This is a genomic window from Halomonas sp. KM-1, from assembly GCF_000246875.1.
GTDB lineage: Bacteria > Pseudomonadota > Gammaproteobacteria > Pseudomonadales > Halomonadaceae > Halomonas > Halomonas aerodenitrificans.
The window spans coordinates 1-20,358 of record NZ_BAEU01000146.1 but is presented as its reverse complement, the minus strand read 5'-3'; the positions used below and the strand labels follow the sequence as shown (position 1 = coordinate 20,358).

Below are 20,358 nucleotides of genomic sequence, written 5' to 3'. Positions count from 1 at the left end.
GAAGGGAGGCTGGAGAAATCAATGGATTGGGGAGACGCTGGAGCGGGTGAAGGGAATCGAACCCTCGTCTTAAGCTTGGGAAGCTTCTGCTCTACCATTGAGCTACACCCGCAGAGGGGTTTCGATAGTAAAACCAAGGGCTTGAGCATTGCAAGCCATCCTGTCGACTAGTTGCTGCTTTTTTTCATGCCACTGTTTTTACTGAGCTTTTTCGTGTCGTGATAGGCGGCACGGTGCGGTTGTGCGCGTCTTGGGCGGCGCGCGCCAGAGATCGTGGTGACAAACGGACAAAAAAATTATCGAACAGTGGCGAACTTTTTTGCTTGCTGCTGTCATATCTGATACAGGCAACAGCGCGATGGCAGTCGCTAACACTGTTGCTCTGGCTCGCAGTTTCGATCTTGCCGCCCATGACCCCATGGGCGGTTTTTTTTGTACTGCCGATAGGCTGGCAGGTGGGCACACGGCAAAGCAGGCCCGGTTCGTGGGGCCTGCTGCTTTCGCTCAGGAAGCGTGTCAGGCCCGGCTGCCGTTGGCTCGGCAAGGGCCCGGCGGGTTCAATTATGGCGCATGCGCAGGATGGCGGTCAGCACGTCGCGGCGAGTCACGATGCCGCACAGGCGACCCTGCTCGGTTACCGGGTAGACCTTGGGCTTCTGGCCCAGCATCTCCTGCGCCAGGTCGGTGATGCTCTTGGTGGGCGAGACCGACAGTACTTCGTTGCGCATCAGCTCCTTGACCAGTGGCGCTTCATCGTTGAGATAGGCGCTCTGCAGCAGCTTGCCCAGCACGTCCTGCTCGGAAATGAAGCCGATCAGGTTGTCATTGTCATCGACGACCGGCACGCCTGGCAGGCGGTGCAGGGCCAGGCCTTTGGCCAGCGTCGTGATCGAGGTGTTGGCCGTGACCCGGTAGCAATCCCGGGACATGATCTCGCGAACGATGGTAGGGGCCCTGGTTTGCATGGCGCATCTCCTTGTTCGAGCGCTTTGGAAACACTGCACAAACGCCTGCGCGAGCGCATCGCTGGTCGGGAACGAACCTGGCCGCTTCAACTCGCTCGACGATTTTGTTCAGCGCTTCCTTTTACGGACACTTTCAGCATAGCTGAATCGCTTCGGGCTTAAACAGCGTCTTCAACACCTTGCCAACGCTGTGGCTGGCCTGCTGGGGCGGTGATCCCAGGCACCGGAACATGGGTGGGTAGAGGCGAATCCAATGTTTTAGAAGGGGAGTGCAGGCTAGGCACTTTTTCAAGCACAGCCTAATTTGAGAGGTGGGCTGGCGCACCACACCCTGGCGCACCCCACCATAGTGGGCGATGGAGGAGCAGATGGACGCGCGTGAGTACATGGCACGAAAGGGCCTCGATGGCAGTCGCGACGAGGAGCGTCCCAATACGCTGGAAGAGAAGGCATGGGAGCGTGCCCGCCAGGCCGGTGGGCACCAGCCTCGAGCGGGCACTCCTCACGATTGGGAAGATTGGGAGCGCTACCACGACGAGCTGGCAGAGGGGGCGGAAGGCATCGATCAGAAGATCGATCACGAGGCGCATCGTCGGGCTCTGGAGATCGAACGGAGGGCGCGGGAGGCGGATGAGGCGGTGCAGCACTATACCCCCGCCAACGACACCGTTCCGGCAAGCGCTACCAGGCCGGGCCCGGAGGCTGAACGAGGCGCATCGTCATTGTCGCTTCCGCCCTCGCCGGTAGCGTCATCATCGCCGGCCGAGCCGATGCCTTCAGCGCTGCGCTTCGCCTTCAAGGTGCTTGCCATCCTGTTGCCACCCTTGGCGGTGGGCCTCTCCCAGGGGGGCGCCAAGCGAGTCGTCTACAGCCTGGCATTGACCCTGCTGGGATGGGTGCCGGGCTGCATCTACGCCTGGGTGTGGCTGAAGCGCCGGCTTGGGTGATGTCCTTCCGGGCTCCTGGTAGGCCACCTGTGCACCAGACATTCATTTTCGTTTGTGAATAGTGAGATTGAAAACGAAAGCAATATGCTCGGGCTCGCACGCCATGAGCCGCTATTCGCAGCGCTTTCGCAAAGGGAATCGCAAGAGCAATTCCATAGACTAAGGTCTAGGTGTCTTGGCGAACATGTCTGTTGCCCTCTAATGATCGTTAAGCTAGTCTCGCTATCGTAAACGAACATTTGGGGCTATTTTTGATTGAAATCGAACATTTGACCGAGTGGTTAGTTTTCGTTTCGATCAGCCAGGGCCTCAACTTCGACCCACAAGAATAATCGGGCGAGGCTAATGTCCTACCTACTCTCCATCGATCAAGGCACGACCAGCTCGCGCGCCGTTCTCTTCGACCGCTCCCTGAGCCCGCTGGCCATCGCTCAGCAGGAGCTCGTTCAATCTTTTCCCGACGATGGCTGGGTGGAGCACGACGCCGAAACGATCTGGCAGACGGTGATCGGGGTCTGCCGAGAGGTTCTGCAGCGTACCGGTGTTGCGCCTCGAGACATCGCAGCAATCGGTATTACTAACCAGCGTGAGTCCACCGTGGTCTGGGATCGCGCCACGGGCGCGCCGATTCATCCCGTGATCGTGTGGCAGGATCGGCGTACGGTGGCGCACTGCGATGCGCTCAATGCCGCCGGCCATGCCGAACGGGTACGCGAGCGCACCGGGCTGCTGATCGACCCCTATTTTTCCGCTACCAAGCTGGCCTGGATTCTCGACAACGTACCGGGGGCGCGCCAGCGCGCCGAGCGCGGCGAGCTGGCCTTCGGCACCGTCGACAGCTATCTCGTGTGGCGCTTGACCGGCGGTCGACACCACGCGACCGATGCCACCAACGCCTCACGCACGCTGCTGTTCGACATTCACACCCAGCAGTGGGATGCGGAGCTGCTGACGCTGTTCGACATTCCTGCTGCAGTGCTGCCCGAGGTGCGCGATTCCAGCAGCGATTACGGCAGCACCGAGCCCGGCCTGTTCGGTCACCCCATTCCCATCACCGGCGTGGCCGGCGACCAGCACGCCGCGCTGGTCGGCCAGGCGTGCTTCGAACCCGGCATGGTCAAGAGCACCTACGGTACCGGCTGCTTCATCATGCTCAACGCCGGCGAGCAGGCGGTGGTCTCGAACAACCGCCTGCTGACCACTCTGGCGTATCGGATCGACGGCGTTCCCACCTACGCCCTGGAGGGCAGCATCTTCGTGGCCGGGGCCACGGTGCAGTGGCTGCGCGACGGGCTCAAGCTGTTCGATGACGCCGCCGAGACCGAGCGCTTGGCCGAGCAGACCCGTGCGGGCAGCGGCGTCTATCTGGTACCGGCCTTCACCGGGTTGGGGGCGCCGCACTGGGACCCGCGTGCCCGCGGGGCGATCTTCGGTCTCACCCGCGATACCGGTATTGCCGAGCTGGTGGCCGCCGGGCTGCGCTCGGTGTGCTTCCAGACACGCGATCTTCACCGCTGCATGGAGCAGGACGTCGGCCTCGGCCAGGGCAGGCTGAGGGTCGACGGTGGCATGGTCGCCAATGGCTGGCTGATGCAGTGCCTGGCCGACGTGCTGGGGCAGGAGGTCGACCGCCCGGCGGTGCGCGAAACCACGGCCCTGGGAGCGGCCTATCTGGCGGCGCTGGGTGTCGGCTGGTTCCGCTCGCTGGACGAGCTGGCGGCCAACTGGCAGTGCGAGCGCACCTTCTTCCCACGCATGCCGGCGGATATCCGCGAGTCGCTCTATGCCGGCTGGCAGGTTGCCGTGGAGCGGGTGAAGAGCGAGCGCGAACTTTCTGCCGGATGTGCGACGGAGCACGCATTGTCGCTCGCCGGCTAGAGCCCGCCTGGGGCTCACCCATGACTCAATAACGACGACAAAGAGTTCAGCATGTCCTTGATACTTGAAAACATCGATCACGTGGTCAATGGAGCCGTGCATATCGAGGGCGTCAACCTCGAGTTGGCGCCCGGCTCCTTCAACGTGCTGCTGGGGCGAACCCTGGCCGGTAAGACGACGCTGATGCGCATCATGGCAGGCCTCGAGCCGCCCACCCGCGGCAGGGTGCTGATGCACGGCGAGGACGTCACGCGTACCTCGGTGCGCAAGCGCAACGTCTCGATGGTCTATCAGCAGTTCATCAACTACCCGGCCATGACCGTTTACGACAACATCGCCTCGCCGCTCAAGCTGGCGCGGGTGCCGCGGGAGGAGATACGCCGCCGGGTTCACGAGACGGCCAGCATGCTGCACATCGAGCATCTGCTGGAGCGCTATCCGGCGGAGCTCTCCGGCGGCCAGCAACAGCGCACCGCCATGGGCCGGGCGCTGGTCAAGGATGCCGATCTGATCCTGTTCGACGAGCCTCTGGTCAACCTCGATTACAAGCTGCGCGAGGAGTTTCGCGAGGAGCTGCGCGAGCTGTTCAAGGCGCGCAACTGCATTGCCGTCTATGCCACCACCGAGCCCAACGAGGCGCTGGCCCTGGGCGGGCACACGGCGGTACTGCACGAGGGGCGCCTGCTGCAGTACGGCCCCACCGAAGACGTCTACCACCGCCCGCGCGACGTGCTCACCGCCGAGATGTTCTCCGAGCCGCCGATCAACGTGGTGCCGGCCATCGTCTCGGGCACGGAGGTGACCTTCGACCGCAACGTGCACTTCCCTCTCAATCGCGATCTGGCGGGCCTTTCGCCGGGGCAGTACCAGTTCGGCGTGCGGGCCTCCCACATCGGGCTCGAGCGCCGGACCAAGGACGATCTCGAACTCGAGGTGAAGGTCGACATCGCCGAGATCAGCGGCTCGGAAACCTTCCTGCACGTGCGCAACGAGCTGTTCCATCTGGTGCTGCATCTGGCAGGGGTGCACGAGTTCGCCGTGGACCAGCCGCTCAAGGTCTACTTCCCGACCCACAAGATCTATGCCTTCGACCGGAATGGCGACGTCGTGCACATTCCGTCTCGGCCAGGAGCGCACTGATGGCCCAGATAACTCTCAAGTCGCTGGCGCACAGCTATTCGCCCAACCCCTCGGGTCCCGAGGATTACGCCATTCGCGAAATGGAGCATGTGTGGCACCAGGGTGGCGCCTATGCACTGCTGGGGCCCTCCGGCTGCGGCAAGTCGACCCTGCTCAACATCATCTCGGGCCTGCTGACGCCTTCGGATGGGCAGGTGCTGTTCGACGACCGGGTCATGAACGAGCTGCCGCCCGAAGAGCGCAACATCGCCCAGGTGTTTCAGTTCCCGGTGGTCTACGACACCATGACCGTGTACGAAAATCTGGCCTTCCCGCTGCGCAACGTGGGCACGCCGGCGGCCAAGATTCGCGAGCGCGTGGCGGAAGTGGCCGACGTGCTCGATCTCACCTCGCTGCTCAAGCGCAAGGCGCGCAACCTCACCGCCGACGAGAAGCAGAAGGTCTCCATGGGGCGCGGCCTGGTACGCGACGACGTCTCGGCGATCCTCTTCGACGAGCCGCTCACGGTGATCGACCCCCAGCTCAAGTGGAAGCTCCGGCGCAAGCTCAAGGAGATCCACGAGCGCTTCAACATCACCATGATCTACGTGACCCACGACCAGCTCGAGGCCTCGACCTTCGCCGACAAGATCGCGGTGATGTACGAGGGCCAGGTGGTGCAGTTCGGCACCCCGCGTGAGCTGTTCGAGACCCCGGCACACACCTTCGTCGGCTACTTCATCGGCAGCCCCGGCATGAACCTGATGGAGGTGGCGCGCACCGAAACGGGCGTACGCACCGGCGCCGTCGATCTGACGCTGCCGCCCGCCCTGCGCGATGCCATTCATCGCTCCCGCTCGCGCAACGTCAAGCTCGGCATTCGCCCGGAGTTCGTGGAGGTGCTGACGGAGCCGGGCGAGGCCAGCTATCCCGTCGAGATCGACAACGTGCAGGACCTCGGCACCTACCGCATCGTGTCGTTCACCTTCGCCGGCATACCGTTCCGGGCGCGCCTGGGGGAGGACCGGCCGCTGCCTGCGCGGTATGCCTACGTTCGCTTCCCCGAAGCGTGGCTGAACCTGTACATCGACGAGTTCCGCGTGGAGGTGGGGCAATGAACAAGGTCTACAACAACCGGGCGTGGTTCCTGATCCTGCCCATGCTACTGCTGGTGGCGTTCTCCGCCATCATCCCGTTGATGACGGTGGTCAACTACTCGGTGCAGGACGTGTTCGACGCCAACACGCGCTTCTTCACCGGCACCGAGTGGTTCGAGGTGATGCTCAACGACCCTGCCTTGCAGGCGGCGCTGCTGCGTCAGTTCGCTTTCTCCTTCACCATCCTGGCCATCGAGGTGCCGCTGGGCATCGGCATCGCCCTGCTGATGCCAAAGCGCGGCTGGCAGGCCTCGGCGGTGCTGATCCTGATCACGCTGCCGCTGCTGATTCCGTGGAACGTGGTGGGCAGCATCTGGCAGCTCTTCACCCGCGGCGACATCGGCCTGATGGGGGTGGGCATTCGCGAGCTGGGCTACGCCTACAACATCACCCGCAATCCCGCCGATGCCTGGGCCACCATCATCCTGATGGACGTGTGGCACTGGACCCCGCTGATCGCTCTGCTGTGCTACAGCGGCCTGCGCTCGATTCCCGATGCCTACTATCAGGCGGCGCGCATCGACCGGGCTTCCAAGTGGGCGGTGTTCCGCTATATCCAACTGCCCAAGCTCACCAACGTGCTGGTAATCGGCGTGCTGCTGCGCTTCATGCACTCCTTCATGATCTACGCCGAGCCGTTCGTGCTCACCGGCGGCGGGCCGGGCAGTTCGACCACCTTCCTCAGCCAGTCGTTGACCACCATGGCCATCGGCCAGCAGGACCTGGGCCCCTCGGCGGCGTTCTCGCTGATCTACTTCCTCATCATTCTGCTGGTCTGCTGGGTCTTCTACACCGCGATCATGAACAGCCAGAAAGACAACACCACTCAGGGAGGAGCCTGATATGACCAGCTCCGTACCGACCACCCCCGAAAGCGTGCGCCAGCAGGCCGCCGAAGCCGCTGCACTACGCCGCAAGCGGGCACGTAACGTCACCACCCGCTGGCGCCGCCGCACACTGCTCGGCCTCTATCTCGTGTTCGTGATACTGCCGATCTACTGGCTGCTCAACCTGTCGTTCCAGACCAACAGCGAAATTCTCGGCAGCTTCTCGTTCTGGCCCCAGAACTTCACCGTAGCCAACTATGCACGCATCTTCACCGATGCCAACTGGTACATGGGCTACGTGAACTCGCTGGCCTACGTGCTGATGAACATGCTGATCAGCATCTCGGTGGCGCTGCCGGCGGCCTATGCCTTCAGCCGCTTCCGCTTCATCGGCGACAAGCACCTGTTCTTCTGGCTGCTGACCAACCTGATGGCGCCGCCGGCGGTGTTCCTGCTGCCGTACTTCCAGCTCTACTATTCGGTCGGCCTGTTCGATACCCATATCGCCGTGGCGCTGGCGCACTGCCTGTTCAACATCCCGCTGGCGATCTGGATCCTCGAAGGTTTCATGAGCAGCGTGCCCAAGGAGGTCGATGAAACCGCCTATATCGACGGTTACAGCTTCCCGCGCTTCTTCGTGACCATCTTCCTGCCCATGATCCGTTCGGGAATCGGCGTGACGCTGTTCTTCCTGTTCATGTTCTCGTGGGTCGAGCTGCTGCTCTCCCGCACCCTGACCGCCACCAACGCCCAGCCCATTGCCTCGATCATGACGCGTACCTCGACGGCCTCGGGCATCGACTGGGGCACCCTGGCCGCGGCCGGTGTGCTGACCATCATCCCGGGCATCGTGGTGGTCTACTTCGTGCGCAATCACATCGCCAAGGGCTTTGCCCTGGGCCGGACCTGAAGGGGAGGGAACGACGATGGAATGGATGGTCTGGACATTGCCCACGGCAGTCTTCTTCTCCGTCATCGCCGCGATCCTGCTCGGCATGACGACCTGGGAACTGGTATCGCCCAGCGTGGAACGGCGTGGCTTTCTGCCGATCGCCACCACCCGCGGCGACCGGCTCTTCATCGGGCTGCTCTCCGCTGCCTATATCCACCTGGCAGTGGTCGGCTTCACCGATATCTCGATTTGGTTTGCCCTGGGGGCTTCCGTCCTCTGGTTGCTGGTGCTGATGCGCTGGGGCTGAACCAAGGCCGTACGGACGATAAAGGTGTCACGGATGACTCACAACACGCAGAACGAGGTCAACATGAAGAATAAAAGGATCCAACTGACGGCCATCGCGGGCAGCCTGCTGCTTGCTTCGGCCGCCCTGCACGCCCAGTCAGACGATGCTCGTGCTATCGCCGAGCGATTGGTCGATACGCACTTCCAGAACTCCACGCTCTCGAGGGAGGAGCAGATCGAGGAGCTGCTGTGGTTTGCCCAGGCCGCCGAGCCGTTTCGCGGCATGCAGATCAACACCGTGGCCGAGGGTTTGACCACCCACGTGTGGGAGCGCGACGTGTTGGCACCGGCTTTCGAGGAGCTCACCGGCATTCGCGTCACGCACAACATCATCGGCGAGGGCGATCTGGTCGACAACATGCAGACCCAGATGCAGACCGGACGCAACATCTACGACGGTTTCATCAACGACTCGGATGCCATCGGTACCCACATCCGCTACGGCACCACCATCAACCTCTCCGAGGCGATGGAGAACGAGTGGGCCGACTTCACCTTGCCGACGCTGGATCTGGATGACTTCATCGGCATCCAGTACACCACCGGCCCCGACGGCAGCATCTATCAGCTGCCGGCGCAGCAGTTCGCCAACCTCTACTGGTTCCGCTACGACTGGTTCCAGCGCGAGGACCTGCAGGAGCAATTCCGCGAGATTTACGGCTATGACCTGGGCGTGCCGACCAACTGGACCGCCTATGAGAACATCGCCGAGTTCTTCACCGATCACGTGGGCGAGATCGACGGCGTGCGGGTCTATGGTCACATGGACTACGGCCGTCGCGATCCGTCGCTGGGCTGGCGTTTCCACGACTCCTGGCTCTCCATGGCCGGCATGGGCAGCCCCGGCATTCCGTTCGGCAACCCGGTGGACGACTGGGGCATTCGGGTCGACGAGGAGAGCCGTCCGGTGGGTGCCAGCGTAACCCGCGGCGGCGGCACCAACGCGCCGGCCTCGGTGTTCGCCATGCAGAAGGCGGTGGACTGGCTGCGCGACTACGCACCGCCCGAGGCTCAAGGCATGACCTTCGGCGAGGCCGGTCCGGTTCCCGCCCAGGGCAACATCGCCCAGCAGATCTTCTGGTACACCGCCTTCACTGCCGACATGATCGACCCCAGCGTGGCGGTCACCGACGACGAGGGCAATCCGCTGTGGCGCATGGCACCGTCGCCCACCGGGCCGTATTGGGAAGAGGGCATGAAGGTGGGCTATCAGGACGTGGGTTCCTGGACCTTCTTCGACTCCACCCCCGAGGATCGTCGTACCGCGGCCTGGCTGTTCGGCCAGTTCACCGTGGCCAAGACGGTTTCGCTGGAGAAGCTGATGGCGGGCCTTACGCCGATTCGCGAATCTGACATCTTCTCCGATCAGATGACCGAAATGGCGCCGCGCCTGGGTGGCCTCGTCGAGTTCTATCGCAGCCCCAACGAGTCCATGTGGACGCCGACCGGTACCAACGTGCCCGACTATCCGCGCATGGCACCGCTGTGGTGGCAGAACCTGGCACCGGTCATCAGCGGCGAGATCACGCCTCAGGAAGGTCTCGACAACCTGGCCAGCGCCATGGACAACATCATGGCGCGCCTGGCCCGGGCCAACGTGTTCGAGGCCTATCCGCCGGTGCTCAACGAGGAGCGCGATCCGGAATACTGGCTGTCGCAGCCGGGTGCACCCAAGGCCAAGCTCGACGACGAGATGCCGCAGGGAACCACCATTCCTTACGACCAGATGATGGAAGAGTGGATGGCCGCCGGTACACGTTGATGCCGACTGAAGCCCGGCGCAACGGCTAGGCGCGCCGGGTTTCGCAACCATTCGTGTTTCCGGTAGCCCGTCCGGGTCATTCCAGGCCCCGTTCGGCGCTCGCCGAGCGGGGCCTTTGTCTTTCGAAAGGTCCGCACATGGAACTGCGTAGCAGCAATATCGACAAGCTGAGCGGCGAGGTCTTCGACGTCCTGATCGTGGGCGGCGGTATCAACGGTGCGTCTGCGGCGGCGGCTCTGGCCGGCAAGGGCGTTCGTGTCGCCTTGATCGAGCGCGGCGACTTCGCCGGCAGCACCAGCATGCACTCCTCCAATCTGGTATGGGGCGGCATCAAGTACATGGAGAGCCGCGACTTCGCCCTGGTGCGCAAGCTGTGCCGGAGTCGCAACCACCTGATCAAGAGCTATCCCTCCACGGTTCAGGAGATCCGCTTTCTCACCACCATCACCCAGGGTTTTCGCTACCACCCGCGCTATCTCTGGGCCGGTGCCTGGCTCTACTGGCTGATCGGCAACGGCTTCACCCGCATACCGCGCTTTCTGTCGCCCCAGGCGATAGGCGACAGCGAGGCGATCATCGACACCAGTAGCGCCGTTGGCGGCTTCGAGTACTCCGATGCCTATCTGCACGACAATGATGCCCGTTTCGTCTTCAACTTCGTGCGCGGGGCGCTCAACTACGGCGCCGTGGCGGTCAACTACGTCGAATCGCTGGGTGCCCGGCGCGAATCGGACGGTTGGCTGACCCGCGTGCGCGACGTCATGACGGGCAGGGAGCTGGAGGTGCGCTCGCGGGTGTTGATCAATGCCGCCGGCCCCTGGGTCGACGAGCACAACACGCTCACCGGTCAGTCGACGAACCATCGTCACGTCTATTCGAAGGGCATTCACCTGATTGTGCCGCGGCTGACCGACAGCCAGCGGGTGCTGGCCTTCTTCGCCGACGATGGCCGGCTGTTCTTCGTCATCCCCATGGGGCCGCGAACCTGTATCGGCACCACCGATACCCGGGTCGAGCGTCCGGAAGTGGTAGCGACGGAGGAGGACATCCGCTTCGTGCTCGACAACATCAACAAGCGGCTGCGGCTCGAGCGTCCGCTGGACCAGCAGGACATCATCTCCATCCGCTGCGGCGTTCGCCCCCTGGCGGTCAAGGCTACGGGCGGCGGCGAGCGCGACTTCCTGCAGCTTTCGCGTAAGCATGCCATCGACATCAACCGGCAGGATGCCCATCTGAGCATCTTCGGCGGCAAGCTGACCGATTGCCTCAACGTCGGCGAGGAGGTGGTCGAGGCGGTGAACCGCATGGGGATCGAGGTGCCTTTCCCGAAGCACCGCTGGTACGGCGAGCCGCCCGATCAGGTACGTCGGGAGTTTCTGCACCAGGCCAGGCTGATGCGACTCGACGATCTCACCGCGCAAGCGTCATCCGAGCCGCTGTCGACCCGGCTGTGGCGGCGCTATGGCACCCACGCGCTGGAGATGCTGGAAGAGATCCGCGAGGACCCCCGCCAGGCCGAAGTGCTGATAGAGGGCACCGAGTACCTGCGCTGCGAACTACACTACGCCAAGCGGCGCGAGATGATCACGCGGCTGGAGGACTTCCTGCGCCGGCGCTCGAAGATCGCTCTGGTGGTGCATGAAGAGGCGATGCGTCGCTCGCCCGGTTTGCGTGAGGCCTGTGTGATTCTGTTCGGCGACGAGGCCGATGCGCGCCTGGAGGAGTACTTCGCCACGACCCGGCGCGAGCGCAGCGAGGCCGCCGCCGTCGAGCGGGCTGCCACGGTCACCGCGGCGAGTGCAGCGCTAGCGGAGCCGGGAGCCGAACCGGGACGTCAGGCGTCGCATTGATGCGCGGCGGGTTGGCAGTATAATCCGCGTCAACTCAAATCGAATGTGAGGTTGACCGTGGGCTACTTGATCGGCGTTACCGCGCTCTGGGCCTTCTCGTTCTCATTGATCGGCGTCTATCTGGCCGGTCAGGTGGACAGCTATTTCGCGGTGCTGGTGCGTGTGATGCTGGCGGCCCTGGTGTTTCTGCCGTTCCTGCGCCCCAGGCTGCTGGCCGGCCGCCAGCGGCTGGCCTTGATGGGCCTGGGCGCCGTGCAACTGGGCGTGATGTACATCTTCTTCTACCAGTCCTTCCTGCTGCTCACGGTGCCGGAGGTGCTGCTCTTCACCATCTTCACGCCGCTCTACGTGACGCTGCTCGACGATGCCCTGTTCGGCCGCTTCACGCCGTTCTACCTGCTCACCGCCGCCCTGGCGGTAGTGGGAGCGGCGGTGATCCGCTACGACGGTATCGACAGCGGCTTCCTGCTCGGTTTCCTGGTGGTCCAGGGGGCCAACCTCTGCTTTGCGCTGGGCCAGGTGGGCTATCGGCGCCTTTCCGCGGATCTGCCCGCCGAGCTACCCCGCCACAGCGTCTTTGCCTGGTTCTACCTCGGCGCTCTGGTCGTGGCGCTGCCGGCTTTCGCGCTGCTCGGCAATGCCTCGGCGCTGCCTACCACCAGCGTGCACTGGGGCGTACTGGCCTGGCTGGGGCTGGTGGCATCCGGGCTTGGCTACTTCTTCTGGAACCTGGGGGCCACCCGGGTGGATGCCGGGGCCCTGGCCATCATGAACAACGCGCTGATCCCGGCCGGGCTGCTGGTCAATCTGGTGATCTGGAACCGCGACGCCGATCTGCTGCGGCTGGGGCTGGGCGGGGCGATCATCGTCGGCTCGCTGGTCCTCAACGAGTGGTGGCTGCGCCGCCGCGCTGCCGTTCCCGCCTGAGACGCGTTTGCCCGTCCTGCCCACTGTCTCCATAATGAACGCCCACGACGCGAGAGGCGAGGGCATGCACAAGCAGCACGACGGGTTCAAGAACATCGGTCTGATCGGCCGCCTGGGCAGCACCAAGGTGGTCGAGACCCTCGAGCGACTGCTTCGTCTTCTCGATGAGCGTGGCCTGCATGTGATCGTCGAGGATCGCACCGCGACCGTGCTGCCCGATCATGGTCATCCCGAGGCCAGCCGCCGCACGCTGGGTGAGCTCTGCGACCTGGTCATCGTGGTGGGCGGCGACGGCAGCCTGCTGGGCGCCGCCCGTACGCTGTGCCACAGCGGCACCCTGATGCTTGGCGTCAACCGTGGCCGCCTGGGTTTTCTCACCGACATCTCGCCGGACGAACTCGAAGAGCGGGTAGGGCAGGTGCTGGACGGCCAGTACGAAGTGGAAGAGCGCTTCCTGCTCGACGCCGAGCTGTACCGGGACGGTACCCTGGTGGGCAGCGGCGATGCCCTCAACGAGGTCGTGCTGCACCCCGGCAAGGCGGTGCGCATGATCGAATTCGAGCTATTCATCGACAAGCAGTTCGTCTGCAGCCAGCGTAGCGACGGCCTGATCATGGCCACGCCCACTGGCTCGACCGCCTATGCGCTGTCGGGCGGCGGTTCGATCATGCACCCCAAGCTGGACGTGATCGAGCTGGTGCCGATGTTCCCCCACACGCTCTCCAGCCGGCCCATCGTCATCGATGCCGCCAGCGAAATCCACGTGCACATCGGTGAGACCAACCAGACCTACCCGCACATCAGCTGCGACGGCCAGACCCGTGCCGTGGCCAAGCCCGACGACGTGCTGGTGGTGAAGCGCAAGCCGCAGCGGGTGCAACTCGTGCATCCGCTCGGTCATAACTTCTATGAGGTCCTGCGCAGCAAGCTGGGCTGGAGCAACCGGCTGGGAGATTGAGGTGAGGCAGGCGGCGATAGAAGGCTACGATCTGATCGGTGACGTGCACGGCTGCGGGGCGACCCTGGGGGCGCTGCTGGAGAAGCTTGGCTACCATCAGCGTGGCGGCGTCTACCGTCACCCCCGGCGCAAGGCGATCTTCCTCGGCGACCTGATCGATCGCGGCCCGCGCATTCGCCTGGCGGTGAGCATCGCCCGGCGCATGGTGGAAGAGGGCGAGGCGCATATCGTCATGGGCAATCATGAATACAACGCCCTGGCCTACAGCCACCGCGCGCCACGCCAGTTGGGGCGCGAATGGCTACGTGAACACACGCCCCGGCACAACCGCATCATCAAGGAAACCCTCGACCAGTACCGCGACCATCCCGCCGAGTGGGACGAGACGCTGAGCTGGTTCATGGAAATCCCGCTGTATCTCGACTTCGACGCCTTCCGCGTGGTGCACGCCTGCTGGGACCAGCCCCTGGTCGATGCGCTGGAAAAAGAGTGCCCAGGAGGCACCATCGACGAGCCGTTCCTCAGGCAGTCCGTCGATTCGAGCACGCTGGCCTATCGCATACTAGACCGCCTGACTCGTGGCGTGCATCTGCCCCTGCCCACCGGGGTGGAGATCCACTCCGGCGACGGCTTCACCCGACGCAGTTTCCGCGCCCACTTCTGGGCGCGCGAACCCCAGACCTGGGGCGACGTCATCTTTCAGCCCGACAACCTGCCCGACGCTCTAGAAGAGCGTGAGCTGACCGCGGCCGAGCGGGCCCGCCTGCCGCACTACGGGCTCGACCAGCCGCCGCTGTTCATTGGCCACTACTGGTGTGAAGGGGTGCCGGCGCTGCCCACGGCCAACATTGCCTGTCTCGACTACAGCGCGGTTAAGTTCGGGCGTCTCGTCGCCTACCGCTGGAGCGGCGAACGGCGGCTGGACGCCAACCATTTCGTCTGGGTGAGGGTGCCGCAGGAAGAGGCTGCAAGGCCGAGGCCGTGGGAGATCGACTTCGACTAAAAGGCGGATACAAAGTTTTACAACTTTTTTTCTCACGGCCCTGAACTTCCCCTCGGCTCGCTCGTCTGAGTAAGTGTTCCCTTGAATGATCCCTTGCTCTTGTCCGGCGGCCCCCCTTCCGCCGGATTTTTTCTGTGCCCCGATTTTTCTGTGCATCAGTGGGCGGATTTGAGAAAAGCCCCGCCGCAGCGCAAGATTGCACTCATTACCTTGGTTCAGGAAGCGTTCATGTATCGCATCATGCTGTTCCCCCACGAAACGGACACCAGCGAACTGCGTCGCGCGCTGTGGGCGCATCGCATCGGGCACCGCTTTACCGAGGAAACGGAAGGTCAGGTGCTGTGGCTGGCCAACCCCGATCAGCACGACGCCCTGATGCAGCTGCTGACACGCTGGCAGCGCGGAGAGCGGGTCATGCCCGAGCGTCGCAAGCGTTCGTCGGGCACCGGCGGTTCCCTGGCCGTGGCCTTCCGCCAGGCGCCGGTCACCGCCGCAGCGCTGGGGATCTCGCTGCTGGTCTTCGCCCTGATGTACCTGCTCGGCGATATCGTGGTGGCCATGCTGACCATCGTGCCGGTCGGGATCGTCAACGGCAGCCTGGCGTTTGGCAGCCTGACCGACTCCATTTCCTCGGGGCAGGTGTGGCGTCTGCTGTCGCCGGCCTTCATCCACTTCGGCTGGATGCACCTGATCTTCAACATGATGTGGCTATGGTATTTCGGCCGCCAGGTCGAGACCCTACAGGGCAGCGGACGCATGCTGATGATCCTGCTGGTGGCAGGCATCGGTGCCAACCTGGCCCAGTACGCCACTGGCACCGTGCTGTTCGGCGGCATGTCGGGGGTCGACTTCGCGCTGCTCGGCTATGTCTGGCTGATGTCGCGCCGCGCGCCGCAGAGCGGCTTCTTCGTGCCGCAGATGCTGGTGGTGTTCATGCTCGGCTGGATGGTATTCACCATGACCGACATGGCCGCCGCGGTAGGCTTCGGCAACGTGGCCAACGAGGCTCACCTGGGCGGGTTGGTCGTGGGGCTGGCGTTGGGGTGGTATTATTCGGGCCGTGCTCGTCATCTTCACTGAGCCGTCACTTCGAGAGAGTTCCCGAGAGAGTTCCAATGAGCGATATGACCTTTGAGCGCATGATCCGTCAGATGACGCCGGCCATCTACGAAAGCCTCAAGCAGGCGGTGGCGCTGCGCAAATGGCCGGACGGGCGCATGCTGACCGCGGAGCAGACCGAACTCTGCCTCGAAGCAGTGATTCGCTACGAGCACGAAAACAACGTGCCCGAGGAGCTGCGCGTGGGCTACCTGCAGCAGCGCACCTGCGGCAGCGCCAGCAGCGGTGCCGACGTCCCCCCTGAACTGGCGGGGTTAGCCCGGGATGCCTCGCGTGATTGATAATGGCATGATCGAGGTCGCGCCCGCGGTGCAGGGCTGCCTGAGCAAGATGGCCGTTGCACCGGGCGAGCAGGGCGGCGCGGTGCGCTACACGCTGCGTGCCGGCGAGCATCGCCTCGACCTGAACGCGCGGCTCGGCCAGCCGCTGCGGCTGCAGTGGACCGGGGCGATTGCCTGTACCCACTGCGGCCGGGCGACCAGGAAGAGCTTCGCCCAGGGCTACTGCTACCCCTGCTTCACCCGGCTCGCCCAGTGCGATACTTGCATCGTCAAGCCTGAGACCTGCCACTTCGACGCCGGCACCTGCCGTGAGCCGGAGTGGGCCGAACGCCACTGTTTCCAACCCCACGTCATCTACCTGGCTAATTCCTCCGGCCTCAAGGTGGGAATCACCCGCGGCACCCAGGTGCCCACGCGCTGGCTCGATCAGGGCGCGATCCAGGCATTGCCGATCCTGTCGGTCGAGACGCGCCAGCAGTCGGGCCTGGTCGAGATGCTGTTCAAGGAGGAAGTGGCCGACCGCACCAACTGGCGCGCCATGCTCAAGGGCGAGGTCGAGCCGATGGACCTGCTGACCGAGCGCGATCGCCTCCTGGCGCGCCTGGAGAGTGGGCTGGGCCAGCTGCGCCAGCGCTTCGGTGCCGATACCATTCGCCTGCTCGACGAGCCGCCGGTGAGCTTCGACTACCCGGTGCTGGAGTTCCCGCGCAAGATCGTCTCCCACAACTTCGACAAGAAGCCCGAAGTGGCCGGCACCCTGCTGGGCCTCAAGGGGCAGTATCTGATCCTCGACAGCGGCGTGATCAACCTGCGCAAGTTCACCGGCTACGAAGTGGCGGTGAGCTGAGCTGAACTGAGCACGGAACTGAGCGCAGCCGAGAGGCTGCGCTATGCTCCCGTGAGAGATCTCTTCCAGGGGAGCCTGCCATGGATCAGATGCGCGCCATGCGCCTGCATGCCCCCGGCCAGCCGCTACAGCTGGACCGGGTCCCCAGGCCACAGCCTGACAGCGCCCAGGTGCAGTTCCGCGTGCTTGCCTGTGGCGTCTGCCGCACCGACCTGCATGTGGTGGACGGCGAGCTGCCTTCGCCCGTACTGCCGCTGATTCCCGGTCACGAGATCGTTGGTGAGGTCACCGCGGTGGGTGTGGGAGTGCAGCACCTAGGCGTGGGCATGCGTATCGGCGTGCCTTGGCTGGGCTGGACCTGCGGCGAGTGCGAGGCCTGCCTGGCCGGTCGCGAGAATTTATGTGACCAGGCGCGATTCACTGGCTATACCCTGGATGGCGGCTACGCCGAGTACGGCGTGGCCGATGCCCGCTACTGTTTCCCCTTGATCGCCGAGGACGCCCAGGGCGCAGCACCGCTGCTGTGCGCGGGGCTGATCGGCTATCGCACCTGGCGCCTTGCCGGGGGTGAGCAGAACCGGAGGCTCGGGATCTACGGTTTCGGCGCCGCGGCGCATATCCTCGTTCAGCTCGCCGTGGCGCGCGGGCAGCGAGTGTATGCCTTCACCCGGCCGGGCGACGACGCGGCCCAGGCCTTCGCCCGGCGGCTCGGGGCCGTTTGGGCCGGCGATGCCGACCAGGCGCCGCCGGAACCCCTCGATGCCGCGCTGCTGTTCGCGCCGGTGGGAGAGCTGGTACCCCTGGCTCTGGCGCAGGTACGTCCGGGGGGCACGGTAGTCTCCGGCGGTATCCACATGTCCGATATTCCCGCCTTTCCCTATCGCCTGCTGTGGCAGGAGCGCAGCGTCAAGTCGGTGGCCAACCTCACCCGCCAGGACGGCGAGGAGTTCCTGGCCCTGGCGCCTACGGTGCCGATTCGCACCGAGACGCGCGCCTATTCCCTGGAGCAGGCCAACCAGGCGTTGGCCGACCTGCGCGAGGGTCGACTGACGGGAGCTGCCGTCATCGTGCCTTGAGGCGTCACTCGAACAGGTCGCCCTGGGCTCGTGGCGGGCGGAACGCGGTCACGTCGAGCTGTCGCGATTCGCTGGTGGCTGGGTCGTTGAGGCCCAGCCGTCGGCAGATCTTGTCGAAGCGCTGGGCGATCAGCTCGGCGAACACCCCCTCGCCGCGCATGCGCTTGCCGAAGCGGCTGTCGTAGTCGGCACCGCCGCGACTCTGCCGCACCAGACTCATCACCTTGCGTGCCCGCTCGGGGTAGTGGGCTTCCAGCCAATCCTCGAACAGCGGGGCCACTTCCCGCGGCAGGCGCAGCAGCGTCCAGCCGGCCCACTGCGCGCCGGCGTCTCGCGCCGCTGCCAGCAACCGGTCCAGCTCATGGTCGGTCAGGCCCGGTATCACCGGCGCCACCATCACCCCCACCGGAATGCCGGCTTCGTGTAGCCGCTGCACGGTGCGCAGGCGCGCGGCGGGGGAAGCGGTCCGGGGCTCCAGGCTGCGCTTGAGCTCGGTGTCCAGGCTGGTCAGGCTGATCGACACCCGCACCAGCCGCTGGCGGGCCAATTCCCCTAGCAGGTCCAGATCGCGCAGGATCAGTGCGCTCTTGGTGATGATCGATACCGGATGGCGGCATTCGAGCAGGAAGCCCAGTATCTCGCGGCTGGTGCCGCGTTCCGCCTCCAGCGGCTGATAGCAGTCGGTGTTGCCGGAGAAGGCGATGGGCCGGCACACGTAGCTGCGTTTGCAGAACTCCTCACGCAGTCGATCCACCAGGCCGCTGCGGGCAATCAGCCGGGTCTCGAAGTCGATGCCCGGCGACATGTCCCAGTAGGCGTGGCTCGGTCGCGCGTAGCAGTAGATGCAGCCATGCTCGCAGCCGCGGTAGGGGTTGAGCGAGCGGTCGAAGGCCAGGTCGGGGGAGTCGTTCCACGCCAGCGCACTGCGTGCCCGCTCCTCGCTGACCACCGTGGCCAGGCGCGCCGGCATCTCCTCCTGCCACCAGCCGTCGTCCACCGTTTCGCTGTGGGTGGGGGCGAAGCGGTTGCTGGGGTTGTAGGTGGCGCCGCGGCCCTTGCGCGTTTGCTTGATGTCGAAGTGAGGCATGGCGAGCCTTTGGATAACTGTATTCATATACAGTATAGAGTGGCGTTGGCAGTGTGCCAATCATGAACGGCTCCCACTGGCGGGCATTCGCCTCGTGTTTCCTTTACGCTCTTCGTATGGATGCCATCTCCGACAGTCAATTCGAGCGCCAGGGTGAGGCGCTCTACTCGGTCCAGGGGCTGTGGTGCACCAGCTGCGCCCTGGCCGTCGAGGCCCAATTGGCGCGCATGCCTGGTGTCAGCGCCGCCAGTGTGCACTATCCCAGTGCCACCCTGCTGGTGCAGGGGCAGCCGCCGGCGCTCGAGGAAGCGCGGCTGGCTGCCGCCGTGAGCCGGCTCGGCTACCGCCTCGGCCCACCGGAAGCGATCGGCGATGCCGAAGCGCGGCTGGATGCCGAGAGCCGCTATCTCACCCTGCGGTTGCTCATGGCCGTGGCCTTCGGCATGTGGACCATGCTCGCCTCGCTGCTGATCTATGCCGGCGCCATGCCGAGTGCCGAACTCGACTTGATCATGGCCTGGGTCTCGGGCGCGTTCGCCCTGCCGGTGGTCACCTACGTGGCGCTGCCGTTCTACCGCGCCGGCTGGCGCACGACCCGGGCGTGGCGACCCGGCATGGATGCGCTGGTGGCGCTGGGCGCGCTGACGGCGGTGGGCGTATCGCTGTGGCTGCTGGCTCGCGGCTCGCCCGAGGTCTATTTCGATACCGCCGTGATGCTGGTCACGCTGCTGCTGGTCGGGCGGCTGGTGGAAACCCTGTGCCGCCATCGTGGGCTGCGTGCGCTCCAGGCCTTGCATCGGCCGCCGGCGCAGGTGCAGCGCTGGGAGGCGGATGCCTGGCAGCCCTGTGCGCTGGATAGCGTGGCGGTGGGAGACCGGCTGCGCGTCGAACTCGGCGAAGCGCTGCCGCTGGACGGGACCCTCAGCGATGCCGAAGCGCTGCTCGACCTCTCGCCGCTGACCGGCGAAAGCGCGCCGCGGCGCTGCCTGCCGGGCGATGCCGTGGCGGCCGGCTGTCGTAACCTCGGCGCAGCGCTGGTCTTCGAGGTCACCGCGCCCGCCGGTGAGTGTCGTCTGGACCGGCTGCGCGAGCAGATGTGGTGGCAACAGGCGCGCAAGGGCGAGCTGCAGCGGCTGGCGGATCGCTTCGCCGGCTGGCTCAGCCCCCTGGCGGTGGTGCTGGCGCTGTTCACCCTGGTGGCCACCTGGCTGGCCGGCGTGCCGGCCGAAGAGGCCTGGGTAAGGGCGCTCTCGGTGCTGGTGGTGGCCTGCCCCTGCGCCGTGGGCCTGGCGATTCCCCTGGCCGGTCTGGCGGG

At 64.9% G+C, this 20,358-nt stretch carries 19 protein-coding genes and 1 tRNA gene; 17 read left to right on the top strand and 3 right to left on the bottom strand.

Annotation, left to right across the window (positions count from 1 at the left end):
- Positions 1–38: 38 nt before the first annotated feature.
- Positions 39–112 (bottom strand) — tRNA-Gly (locus B8115_RS18365).
- A 445-nt stretch (positions 113–557) separates the two neighbouring features.
- The gene (locus B8115_RS18360) at positions 558–965 is read right to left on the bottom strand and encodes a CBS domain-containing protein (RefSeq protein WP_010629305.1); all 408 of its coding nucleotides are present in this window, start codon (positions 963–965) and stop codon (positions 558–560) included.
- A gap of 368 nt (positions 966–1,333) precedes the next feature.
- Between B8115_RS18360 and B8115_RS18355 the strand changes: the two genes are divergently transcribed.
- The 16 genes from B8115_RS18355 (at position 1,334) to B8115_RS18280 (ending at position 17,956) form a co-directional block, all read left to right on the top strand.
- Positions 1,334–1,912, top strand: a complete 579-nt coding sequence (locus tag B8115_RS18355) for a YqaE/Pmp3 family membrane protein (protein WP_010629304.1) — start codon at positions 1,334–1,336, stop codon at positions 1,910–1,912.
- Between the two features lie 345 nt (positions 1,913–2,257).
- A complete protein-coding gene (gene glpK / locus B8115_RS18350; RefSeq protein ID WP_010629303.1) occupies positions 2,258–3,790 on the top strand; it encodes a glycerol kinase GlpK in 1,533 nt (510 codons plus the stop codon).
- 51 nt (positions 3,791–3,841) lie between these two features.
- The gene (locus B8115_RS18345) at positions 3,842–4,930 is read left to right on the top strand and encodes an ABC transporter ATP-binding protein (protein ID WP_010629302.1); all 1,089 of its coding nucleotides are present in this window, start codon (positions 3,842–3,844) and stop codon (positions 4,928–4,930) included.
- Positions 4,930–6,027: an ABC transporter ATP-binding protein gene (locus tag B8115_RS18340; RefSeq protein ID WP_010629301.1), complete on the top strand. Its 1,098-nt coding sequence runs from the start codon at positions 4,930–4,932 to the stop codon at positions 6,025–6,027. The genes B8115_RS18345 and B8115_RS18340 overlap by 1 nt, the downstream gene beginning before the upstream one ends.
- Entirely contained in the window at positions 6,024–6,908 is an 885-nt protein-coding gene (locus tag B8115_RS18335) for a carbohydrate ABC transporter permease (RefSeq protein ID WP_010629300.1), read from the top strand. The genes B8115_RS18340 and B8115_RS18335 overlap by 4 nt, the downstream gene beginning before the upstream one ends.
- 1 nt (position 6,909) lies before the next feature.
- Positions 6,910–7,803, top strand: a complete 894-nt coding sequence (locus B8115_RS18330; RefSeq protein WP_010629299.1) for a carbohydrate ABC transporter permease — start codon at positions 6,910–6,912, stop codon at positions 7,801–7,803.
- A 16-nt stretch (positions 7,804–7,819) separates the two neighbouring features.
- Positions 7,820–8,092, top strand: a complete 273-nt coding sequence (locus B8115_RS18325; RefSeq protein ID WP_010629298.1) for a DUF2160 domain-containing protein — start codon at positions 7,820–7,822, stop codon at positions 8,090–8,092.
- A 63-nt stretch (positions 8,093–8,155) separates the two neighbouring features.
- Positions 8,156–9,895, top strand: coding sequence for an ABC transporter substrate-binding protein (locus B8115_RS18320; RefSeq protein WP_026038225.1), 1,740 nt, complete (start codon positions 8,156–8,158; stop codon positions 9,893–9,895).
- Positions 9,896–10,032: 137 nt separating this feature from the next.
- Positions 10,033–11,745, top strand: coding sequence for a glycerol-3-phosphate dehydrogenase/oxidase (locus tag B8115_RS18315; RefSeq protein WP_010629296.1), 1,713 nt, complete (start codon positions 10,033–10,035; stop codon positions 11,743–11,745).
- A gap of 57 nt (positions 11,746–11,802) precedes the next feature.
- Positions 11,803–12,672: a carboxylate/amino acid/amine transporter gene (locus B8115_RS18310; protein ID WP_035591590.1), complete on the top strand. Its 870-nt coding sequence runs from the start codon at positions 11,803–11,805 to the stop codon at positions 12,670–12,672.
- Between the two features lie 64 nt (positions 12,673–12,736).
- Positions 12,737–13,630 (top strand): NAD(+) kinase, encoded by an 894-nt coding sequence (locus tag B8115_RS18305; RefSeq protein ID WP_010629294.1) that lies wholly within the window; start codon positions 12,737–12,739, stop codon positions 13,628–13,630.
- 16 nt (positions 13,631–13,646) lie between these two features.
- On the top strand, positions 13,647–14,633 hold the full coding sequence (locus B8115_RS18300) for a metallophosphoesterase (RefSeq protein ID WP_026038224.1): 987 nt from the start codon (positions 13,647–13,649) through the stop codon (positions 14,631–14,633).
- 228 nt (positions 14,634–14,861) lie between these two features.
- Positions 14,862–15,713 carry a rhomboid family intramembrane serine protease gene (locus B8115_RS18295; protein WP_010629292.1) on the top strand — a complete coding sequence of 284 codons (852 nt, stop codon included), beginning with the start codon at positions 14,862–14,864 and terminating at the stop codon, positions 15,711–15,713.
- A 35-nt stretch (positions 15,714–15,748) separates the two neighbouring features.
- Complete coding sequence (locus tag B8115_RS18290; protein ID WP_010629291.1) at positions 15,749–16,033, top strand: YeaC family protein; 285 nt, start codon at positions 15,749–15,751, stop codon at positions 16,031–16,033.
- 7 nt (positions 16,034–16,040) lie between these two features.
- Complete coding sequence (locus tag B8115_RS18285) at positions 16,041–16,880, top strand: DUF2797 domain-containing protein (RefSeq protein ID WP_010629290.1); 840 nt, start codon at positions 16,041–16,043, stop codon at positions 16,878–16,880.
- 80 nt (positions 16,881–16,960) lie between these two features.
- A complete protein-coding gene (locus B8115_RS18280; RefSeq protein ID WP_010629289.1) occupies positions 16,961–17,956 on the top strand; it encodes a zinc-dependent alcohol dehydrogenase family protein in 996 nt (331 codons plus the stop codon).
- Positions 17,957–17,960: 4 nt separating this feature from the next.
- On the opposite strand, the gene B8115_RS18275 is transcribed toward B8115_RS18280, so the two are convergent.
- Entirely contained in the window at positions 17,961–19,043 is a 1,083-nt protein-coding gene (locus tag B8115_RS18275; RefSeq protein ID WP_010629288.1) for a PA0069 family radical SAM protein, read from the bottom strand.
- Positions 19,044–19,159: 116 nt separating this feature from the next.
- Here B8115_RS18275 and B8115_RS18270 point away from each other — a divergent pair.
- The coding region (locus B8115_RS18270) for a cation-translocating P-type ATPase (protein ID WP_010629287.1) at positions 19,160–20,358 on the top strand (1,199 nt) is incomplete at its 3' end.

Coding starts and splice junctions, on each gene's coding strand:
- B8115_RS18330 (WP_010629299.1), top strand. CDS start 6,910: ATGACCAGCTCCGTACCGACCACCCCCGAAAGCGTGCGCCAGCAGGCC.
- B8115_RS18360 (WP_010629305.1), bottom strand. CDS start 965: ATGCAAACCAGGGCCCCTACCATCGTTCGCGAGATCATGTCCCGGGAT.
- B8115_RS18285 (WP_010629290.1), top strand. CDS start 16,041: ATGATCGAGGTCGCGCCCGCGGTGCAGGGCTGCCTGAGCAAGATGGCC.
- B8115_RS18290 (WP_010629291.1), top strand. CDS start 15,749: ATGAGCGATATGACCTTTGAGCGCATGATCCGTCAGATGACGCCGGCC.
- B8115_RS18280 (WP_010629289.1), top strand. CDS start 16,961: ATGGATCAGATGCGCGCCATGCGCCTGCATGCCCCCGGCCAGCCGCTA.
- B8115_RS18315 (WP_010629296.1), top strand. CDS start 10,033: ATGGAACTGCGTAGCAGCAATATCGACAAGCTGAGCGGCGAGGTCTTC.
- B8115_RS18275 (WP_010629288.1), bottom strand. CDS start 19,043: ATGCCTCACTTCGACATCAAGCAAACGCGCAAGGGCCGCGGCGCCACC.
- B8115_RS18340 (WP_010629301.1), top strand. CDS start 4,930: ATGGCCCAGATAACTCTCAAGTCGCTGGCGCACAGCTATTCGCCCAAC.
- B8115_RS18320 (WP_026038225.1), top strand. CDS start 8,156: ATGAAGAATAAAAGGATCCAACTGACGGCCATCGCGGGCAGCCTGCTG.
- B8115_RS18345 (WP_010629302.1), top strand. CDS start 3,842: ATGTCCTTGATACTTGAAAACATCGATCACGTGGTCAATGGAGCCGTG.
- B8115_RS18335 (WP_010629300.1), top strand. CDS start 6,024: ATGAACAAGGTCTACAACAACCGGGCGTGGTTCCTGATCCTGCCCATG.
- B8115_RS18325 (WP_010629298.1), top strand. CDS start 7,820: ATGGAATGGATGGTCTGGACATTGCCCACGGCAGTCTTCTTCTCCGTC.
- B8115_RS18295 (WP_010629292.1), top strand. CDS start 14,862: ATGTATCGCATCATGCTGTTCCCCCACGAAACGGACACCAGCGAACTG.
- B8115_RS18355 (WP_010629304.1), top strand. CDS start 1,334: ATGGACGCGCGTGAGTACATGGCACGAAAGGGCCTCGATGGCAGTCGC.
- B8115_RS18305 (WP_010629294.1), top strand. CDS start 12,737: ATGCACAAGCAGCACGACGGGTTCAAGAACATCGGTCTGATCGGCCGC.
- glpK (WP_010629303.1), top strand. CDS start 2,258: ATGTCCTACCTACTCTCCATCGATCAAGGCACGACCAGCTCGCGCGCC.